Annotated in this window: 8 protein-coding genes; 6 read left to right on the forward strand and 2 right to left on the reverse strand. The window is 57.6% G+C overall.

What is annotated here, in order from left to right; translation table 11 throughout:
* Together V3W31_02980 and pilB are read right to left on the reverse strand one after the other, a co-directional pair.
* A partial coding sequence (locus tag V3W31_02980) for an ATPase, T2SS/T4P/T4SS family (GenBank protein MEE9613902.1) occupies positions 1–639 on the reverse strand: 639 nt, incomplete at its 3' end.
* Positions 640–686: 47 nt separating this feature from the next.
* Complete coding sequence (pilB, locus tag V3W31_02985) at positions 687–2,390, reverse strand: type IV-A pilus assembly ATPase PilB (GenBank protein MEE9613903.1); 1,704 nt, start codon at positions 2,388–2,390, stop codon at positions 687–689.
* A 395-nt stretch (positions 2,391–2,785) separates the two neighbouring features.
* Between pilB and V3W31_02990 the strand changes: the two genes are divergently transcribed.
* Genes V3W31_02990 through V3W31_03015 form a run of 6 tightly spaced genes read left to right on the forward strand, consistent with a single transcriptional unit; the run spans position 2,786 to position 7,093 of the window.
* Positions 2,786–3,133, forward strand: coding sequence for a hypothetical protein (locus tag V3W31_02990; protein MEE9613904.1), 348 nt, complete (start codon positions 2,786–2,788; stop codon positions 3,131–3,133).
* Positions 3,133–5,058 carry an ATP-binding protein gene (locus V3W31_02995; protein ID MEE9613905.1) on the forward strand — a complete coding sequence of 642 codons (1,926 nt, stop codon included), beginning with the start codon at positions 3,133–3,135 and terminating at the stop codon, positions 5,056–5,058. The genes V3W31_02990 and V3W31_02995 overlap by 1 nt, the downstream gene beginning before the upstream one ends.
* Positions 5,055–5,426 carry a response regulator gene (locus V3W31_03000; GenBank protein MEE9613906.1) on the forward strand — a complete coding sequence of 124 codons (372 nt, stop codon included), beginning with the start codon at positions 5,055–5,057 and terminating at the stop codon, positions 5,424–5,426. The genes V3W31_02995 and V3W31_03000 overlap by 4 nt, the downstream gene beginning before the upstream one ends.
* A 21-nt stretch (positions 5,427–5,447) precedes the next feature.
* On the forward strand, positions 5,448–6,311 hold the full coding sequence (locus V3W31_03005; protein MEE9613907.1) for an HD domain-containing phosphohydrolase: 864 nt from the start codon (positions 5,448–5,450) through the stop codon (positions 6,309–6,311).
* A 52-nt stretch (positions 6,312–6,363) separates the two neighbouring features.
* Positions 6,364–6,612 carry a hypothetical protein gene (locus tag V3W31_03010; protein MEE9613908.1) on the forward strand — a complete coding sequence of 83 codons (249 nt, stop codon included), beginning with the start codon at positions 6,364–6,366 and terminating at the stop codon, positions 6,610–6,612.
* A 7-nt stretch (positions 6,613–6,619) separates the two neighbouring features.
* Positions 6,620–7,093, forward strand: coding sequence for a DUF721 domain-containing protein (locus V3W31_03015; GenBank protein MEE9613909.1), 474 nt, complete (start codon positions 6,620–6,622; stop codon positions 7,091–7,093).
* Positions 7,094–7,135: the final 42 nt, after the last annotated feature.

Consider the following 7,135-nt stretch of genomic DNA (forward strand, 5'->3'; position numbering starts at 1 on the left):
GACCATTATTATATCCGGGTCTTGCCTTAGAAAACTCCTCAGGGCCGCGGCGAAGTTCAGCCCGATGTCCTCGTGCATCTGGACCTGGTTTATGCCCATAAGGTTGAACTCGACCGGGTCCTCGGCAGTGGATATGTTCTCGCTCGTCTTGTTAAGATCGGCGAGAGCGGAGTAGAGGGTCGTCGTCTTGCCGCTCCCGGTGGGGCCGGTAACGAGCACCAGGCCGCGCGGTTTATTGGAGAGCTCCTCCACTATAGGCGGGAGACCGAGATCGGCAAACGTCTTTATCTCGAAGGGTATGGCCCTGAAGACCCCGGCCACCGTCCCCCTCTGGACAAAGAGGTTGCCCCTGAAACGGCTGAGCCCCTTGATGCCGAAAGAGAAGTCCAGTTCGTTCTCCTCTTCGAAGGCGTGCTTCTGGATGTCGGTCAGTATCGAATAGGTCATCTGCCGCGTATCGGTCCCCGACATGACCGGCACGTTGGCCATGGGAGAGAGCTTGCCCCGCACCCTCACCCTCGGAGGAGAGCCCGCGGACACGTGAAGGTCCGAGGCCCCCTTCTCTATCATACTCTTAAGCAGATCCTGCAGGGTCGCCTTTTGCGCGCCCCCGGCCTGTGAGCCGCCCTCTACAGCCATAACAGCATCTCCTCTCCCTTTATAAGCCGTTTAGCCCCGGTCGGCGGCTAATCCGCCATCGTGACCCTCAGAATCTCCTCGACCGTGGTCACGCCCTCTTTAACCTTGTTAATGCCGCTCATCCTCAAACTGTTCACCCCGTCCTTTATCATGGTCCTCTTGAGCTCGGCGGTGGAGGCTCCGTTGAGCACCATATCCTTTATCCTCTCGGTAAAAGGCATTACCTCGTAAAGCGCTATCCTTCCCTTGTAGCCGGTCCCGCCGCACACGGCGCAGCCCTTGCCCTTCTGCTCCGTGATCCCCTTTGAATCACCCGCGGAGAGGCCGAGGTCTACGAATACATGATCGGGTATCTCGACCTCCTCGGCGCACTCGGAGCAAACCTTCCTCGCGAGCCTCTGGGCGATGATCACGTTACAGGCCGAAGAGATGAGAAACGGCTCTATGCCCATATTGAGCAGCCTGCTCACGGTCGAGGGCGCGTCGTTCGTGTGCAGCGTCGAGAGCACAAGGTGGCCGGTCAATGCCGCCTTAACGGCTATCTCCCCCGTCTCGTAGTCCCTTATCTCACCGACCATTATTATGTCGGGGTCCTGCCTGAGGAAGCTCCTCAAAGCCGCGGCGAAGGTGAGCCCTATGTCCTCGTGCATCTGCACCTGGTTTATGCCCATCAGGTTGAACTCGACCGGGTCCTCGGCCGTGGAGATGTTCTCGCTTATCTTATTCAAGTCGGAAAGGGCCGAGTAAAGGGTTGTGGTCTTACCGCTCCCGGTGGGGCCGGTGACGAGCACTATCCCCCAGGGCTTGTGGATGCACTCCTGGAAGTCGTCGAGTGCTTTCCGCTCGAAGCCGAGCTTGGTCATGTCCAGCTGCAGGTTGCTCTTGTCCAGGAGCCTCAAGACGACCTTCTCGCCGAAGAGTGTCGGGAGCACGGAGACCCTGTAGTCCATCTCCTTGCCCTTGCCAAGTTTAAGTTTTATCCTGCCGTCCTGGGGGAGCCGCCTCTCGGCTATGTCGAGTTGGCTCATTATCTTTATCCTGGAGACGATGGCGTTCTTCAGCTTCAGTGGGGGCTTCATAACCTCCTGGAGCACGCCGTCGATACGGTACCTCACCCGGAAGGACTTCTCGTAGGGCTCTATATGTATGTCGCTCGTATTCTTTTTTATTGCGTCGGTGAGGATGAGGTTCACGAGCTTGACGACCGGAGCGTCCTCGACCGCCTTCTTAAGGTCGCCGAGGTCGACCTCCTCCTCGTCCTGGACTATCTCCATATCCTCGTCGTCGAACTCGGTCAGGACGTCCCCGAGCTCCATCTCCTCCTCCGCCTCCTCGTAGAGCCCCTCTATCGCCGCCTTTATACCCTCCTCGGAGGCCACGACCGACTCCACGTTATATCCGGTCAGGAACTTTATGTCGTCTATGGCGAAGATGTTGGAAGGGTCCGCCATTGCCAGGACCAGCGTGGCGCCCTCCCTGCTTATGGGCAGGACCTTGTACTTCTTGGCAACGTCCTCGGGGATAAGCTTGGCGACCTCCGCGTCCAACTCCTCGGAAACGATCTCGACCGTGCCTATGCCGTACTGCTTGCCCAGGAACTCGGTCAGGTCTTTATCGCTTATGAAACCGAGCGTTATAAGGTTGGCGCCTAGCTTGCCGCCGCCCATCTTCTGCTCATCAAGCGCCTTCTCAAGCTGCTCCTGGGTTATGAGCCCATCCTTTACCAGAAGCTCACCTATTCTCTCAGCCATATAATCTTAATCTCCGTTTGGTTCATTGTCGGGGGATGGTGACAAAAATTGTCAATTCATATTATATAAAAAATCCGATTTTTGTGTCAAGCTAATTATAAGACCTGAATTATAGCAAAGTGGTTTGACAACCAATTAATATTAAGGTATTTTAGTGTTGCCGCACGGTTAACGCCATACGAGGCCCGATACAGAACTGGTATCCCGTGCCCCGGCGAACGTCATGAAATTGCAACACCCCTTCGGCAGGCTCAGGACATGCCTCAGGGTGTTGCACGCAGATTGCGGCATGACCGCCCGGGGGCAGTTCCCGGAAGGCTCTTCCGGTGGACCGACTACCCGTAAGGGGAGTCCGCCACGAGCCGTATCCGAGCCACTACTAACTCAGAGTAGCCATGCACCTCGCCGACACCCTAATACTCATATTGGCCGTCGCGGCCCTCCTGCTCTTTTTCACGGTAACCTTCATGAGCGTACGGTGGAAGGAAAAACTTTTGAGCAAAGAGGGTTTCAAGAGGTTTAACGAGAACATCGGGCTCTTCAAGGCGGGCATCTACAGCGGCATCGCGCTCTACCTCGTATTCGTCGCGGAGCACACCCTTGAGACGTTTACGGTGTTCTTCGAACCCTACCCCTGGGTGTATACGCTGGAGACGGCCATACACGCGGTCCTGGTCTTACTGCTCTTGACCTCTCTCTGCATTACCCTGCATCTCGGAAGAAAAATACTCAGGAGAGACTGATGCCGCTCGACAAGCTATTCTCCCTTGGAACGCTTATCATTATACTCCTGGGCACCTGCGGGCTCCTGCCCATACTCTTTTTTGTAAGGCTCAGGCTCATCGAGGAGGCCTACAGGGGACTCTACAGGGCCTGGATGCTCGCGCTCTTCTCCCTCGGCTTCGTCGTCGCCTCCATACCGGTGGAGATACTGTATCAGCCGTATCACCACCTCTTATACCTTCCGGCCATCTGTTTATTTATCTGGTCGGCGGTGGTCCTGGCAAAGAACACCGTCTCGGAGTACGTTCTTGTAAAGACGTCGGCGGACCTCGAAGAGAAGGTCGCGGAGAAGACAAGGAACATGGAGGTTGCATACCATGCGCTCCAGGGGTTGTACGCGGAGCCTTCCACCGCCAGGATCCTGCCCCACCTCCTCGAGCACGCCATGAGTATAACCGGGGCGAGGTACGGGGCCACCGGTGTCGTAGACAAAGACGGCAACTTGAAGGAGTTCAGCCCCAGGGGGTTCTCGGAAGCCGTAATAGAAAATATCGGACGCATGCCCCGGGGAAAGGGGCTGCTCGGGTTCGTTGTGGAAGAGAAGAAGGTCGTAAGGACGGACGACATCGGCTCACACCCGCACTCGTGCGGCTTTCCCCCCAACCACCCACCCATGAAGACGTTCCTCGGGGTCCCCCTTATAGGCTCAGACGGCGACTCCCTCGGCTTCTTCTACCTGACGGACAAAGACGGGGGGACCCCCTTCACGGGAGAGGACGAGGAACTCATGAAGACACTCGCGGCCGGGGCCGTGGGGGCCATGGAGAGGCTCGCGCTATACGTGGACGTAGAGAGGGCCAAGGGGGAATGGGAAGGCACCTTCGATGCCATGAGGGAGATAGTGATCATAACGGACGCGGACTCGAAGATACTCAGGGCGAACAAAGCCGCCTCAAGGAGGCTGAACGTCCACATACGGGACATAACCGGCAAGTCCTGCTCCGAGCTCTTCGGAGGGGACTGGCTCCGGAGCCTCGTCACCAAGACCGTGGAGACGAAGGAGCCCCGCGGGTTAAAAGTGGATATCCCTGTCATGGGGGGTTCCTTCTGGATTACCACTACACCGCTCCGGCTCGATGAGAGCGGCGGGGTGGCCGCGCTCCTTTTCGTCATGACGGACGTAACGTCCCTGGAAGAAGTCACCAGACTGGAAGAGGAGACGAAGAGGCTCGAGGAGGTAAACAGGTTCAAGAGCCGGCTCATATCCATAGCCTCGCACGAGCTGCGCAACCCGCTGACCTCCATCCACGGGTATGTGGACCTCCTCGTCTCCAGGACGGTGGACGAGGATACCAGGAAGAAGTGGCTCTCCGTAATCCACACCGAGACCACACGGCTGAACAGGTTCATAGGCGAGATGCTGGAACTCTCGAGGATAGACGCCAACAGGGTCTCTCTTAATAAAGAGCCCCTGGACGTGGACGCCATTATCCGCGAGATAGTGGAGCCCTTAATATACCGCTACGAGAAGCACGATATAGAGGTGGACTCGGCCTCCCCCCTCCCCCCCGTATATGCCGACAGAGAAAAAATATTTAATATTGTTGCAAACCTGATGGAAAATGCCGTAAAATACTCCCCTGACGGCGGCAAGGTGGTTGTGCGGGTGGCGCAGGCCGGGGACGAACTGCTTATAAGCGTTACGGACGAAGGGGTCGGCGTACCCGCCGAGGACAGGGAAAAGGTATTCGAGGCCTTCTACAAGGTGGACAGCCACAGGGGGCTGGGGTTTGAAGAGGGCAGCGGCATAGGGCTCTCGGTATGCAAGGCCTTCGTTGAACTACACGGCGGCAGAATATGGGTGGAAAGCGAGGAGGGGAAGGGAAGCACCTTCATCTTTACCCTCCCCCTTGCGGGGAGTGCCGCGCTTAAGGAGGATGAATGAAAAAGATACTTATAGTAGATGACGAGGACCACATAAGAGCGCTCGTATCCGCCACCATAGGGATCGGCACCTATGAAGTATTCGAGGCTAAAAACGGGGACGAGGCGATCGAGGTGGCCCGGAGGGAAAAGCCCGATCTTATATTCCTCGACATAGGCATGCCGCGCATGGACGGCTTCGAGGTATGCAGGCGGCTCAGGGAGGACCCCGTTACAAGCTCCGCGCACATCACCATACTCACCGCCTACGGGCAGGACGAGGACAAGAAGAGAAGCACCGAGGTCGGAGCGGACGACTACTTCATAAAGCCCTTCAGCCCAACGGCCCTGCTGGACAAGGTAACCGATGTGCTGGAAAAGACGGGTTGATCGCTCAAGGTGCACGGAGGCGTGAAGAAGAAGCCCCACATCAACAGGACCCCCGAAGAAAACCTCAGGCTCAGCCATGAGCAGACGCTCCGCTATGCTACCGAGATCTCCTACCTCTACCGCGAGAGGAAGGAGGAGTCCAAAGAGCTCCAGGAGAAACTCGCGGCCCTCGCCTTGAGCCAGCGCCAGTCGCTTCTCTACGCGGAGGAACTAAGGACCACCTACGTCAAAGAGAGGGAAAAGGCCGACAGGCTCAGGAAGGCCCTTCGCGAGATAGAGGACACCTACGACGGCACCCTGCTGGCTCTCGTGAACGCACTCGACGCGAGGGAGCACGAGACCAACGCCCACTCCCACAGGGTGATGGAGTACACGCTCGAGATGGCAAGGGCCGCCGGGGTGGACGACAGTGAACTGGTAACCATCGGCAGGGGGAGCCTCCTGCACGACATCGGCAAGATAGGCGTAACGGACAACATACTGCTCAAGCCGGGGAAGCTTACCGACGAAGAGTGGGTCGAGATGAAGAAACACCCCTATACGGGCTTTAAGATGCTCGAGGGCATAAAGTTCCTCGGAGGGGCTACCCGCATAGTCCTGAGCCACCAGGAGAAGTTCGACGGCACCGGCTACCCGCAGGGACTGAAAGGCGAGGCGATACCGGTAGGGTCGAGGCTCTTCGCCCTAGCCGACACACTCGATGCCATAACCTCGGACAGGCCCTACAGGAAGGCCAGGGGTTTCGAAGTGGCCAAGAGCGAGTTCATAAGGTGCCGGGACACGCAGTTCGACCCGTGGGCGGTGGAGGTCTTTTTCAGCATACCCGAGCAGAGGTGGGGCGAGATAAGGGAGCATACCCTCAAAGCGGCCACGTCGCCGGCATAGACCCCGGGGATTTACAGGAACTTATACCAAACCCCTCATACCCCCGTTTATTATGGAAAGCACCGTCATGATACTCGCGGCTATAACCGCGGCCGCCTTGCTCCTTAACATGCCCTTCGGGTATATGAGGGCCAGTGCGAAAAAGTTCTCGGTTATGTGGTTCCTCTACATCCACATACCCATACCTTTCATCTTCGCCCTCAGAAGCATTTCGGGCTTCACCTACAAAGCCATACCGGTAATCGCCGTGGGCGCCGTGCTCGGCCAGTTCATCGGCGGCAGGATGAACCACGGGAAGTAGCCGCCCCATGCCCGGACCAAGGCACAAGAAACCCTCCAACATAGGCTCGGTCCTCGACCGGACCTTCCGCCACCTCGGACTGAACGCGAAGCTCAGGGAGTACCGGGTCAAGTTGGCGTGGCCGGAGGCGGTGGGCAGGACCGTCTCCGGAAAGACCGCACCCATAAGGCTCATGGGGAAGGTGCTGCACGTCGCGGTAGCCTCTTCGCCGTGGATGACCGAACTCGGCTACCACAAGAAGGATATCCTGTCGAAGCTTAACCGGATCGTCGGCGAGGCCGCGGTCACGGAGATCGTGTTCAAACCGGGCACGGTGAAGCCGCTGCGGGAGAAAACCTCACCGCAGCGGCGGCCGCCGCTGCGGCCGCGGCACGAGATCACGGAAAAGGAGAGATCGTTTATAGACAGGACCGCCGAGGCCATAGAAGACCCCGCATTGAAGGAGCTTATAAAGAGGACGATGGAGAAAAAGTATAGTTAAGCGGGGCGCCGCGCTTACGTAATCAACGGCTCTTCAACCTTT

It is taken from the genome of Thermodesulfobacteriota bacterium (assembly GCA_036482575.1).
Classification (GTDB): Bacteria; Desulfobacterota; GWC2-55-46; order GWC2-55-46; family JAUVFY01; genus JAZGJJ01.

Excerpts from the sequence above, each read along its gene's own strand:
- V3W31_03000 (MEE9613906.1), top strand. The coding sequence starts at position 5,055 with ATGAAAAAGATACTTATAGTAGATGACGAGGACCACATAAGAGCGCTC.
- V3W31_03015 (MEE9613909.1), top strand. The coding sequence starts at position 6,620 with ATGCCCGGACCAAGGCACAAGAAACCCTCCAACATAGGCTCGGTCCTC.
- V3W31_03010 (MEE9613908.1), top strand. The coding sequence starts at position 6,364 with ATGGAAAGCACCGTCATGATACTCGCGGCTATAACCGCGGCCGCCTTG.
- V3W31_02990 (MEE9613904.1), top strand. The coding sequence starts at position 2,786 with ATGCACCTCGCCGACACCCTAATACTCATATTGGCCGTCGCGGCCCTC.
- V3W31_02995 (MEE9613905.1), top strand. The coding sequence starts at position 3,133 with ATGCCGCTCGACAAGCTATTCTCCCTTGGAACGCTTATCATTATACTC.
- pilB (MEE9613903.1), bottom strand. The coding sequence starts at position 2,390 with ATGGCTGAGAGAATAGGTGAGCTTCTGGTAAAGGATGGGCTCATAACC.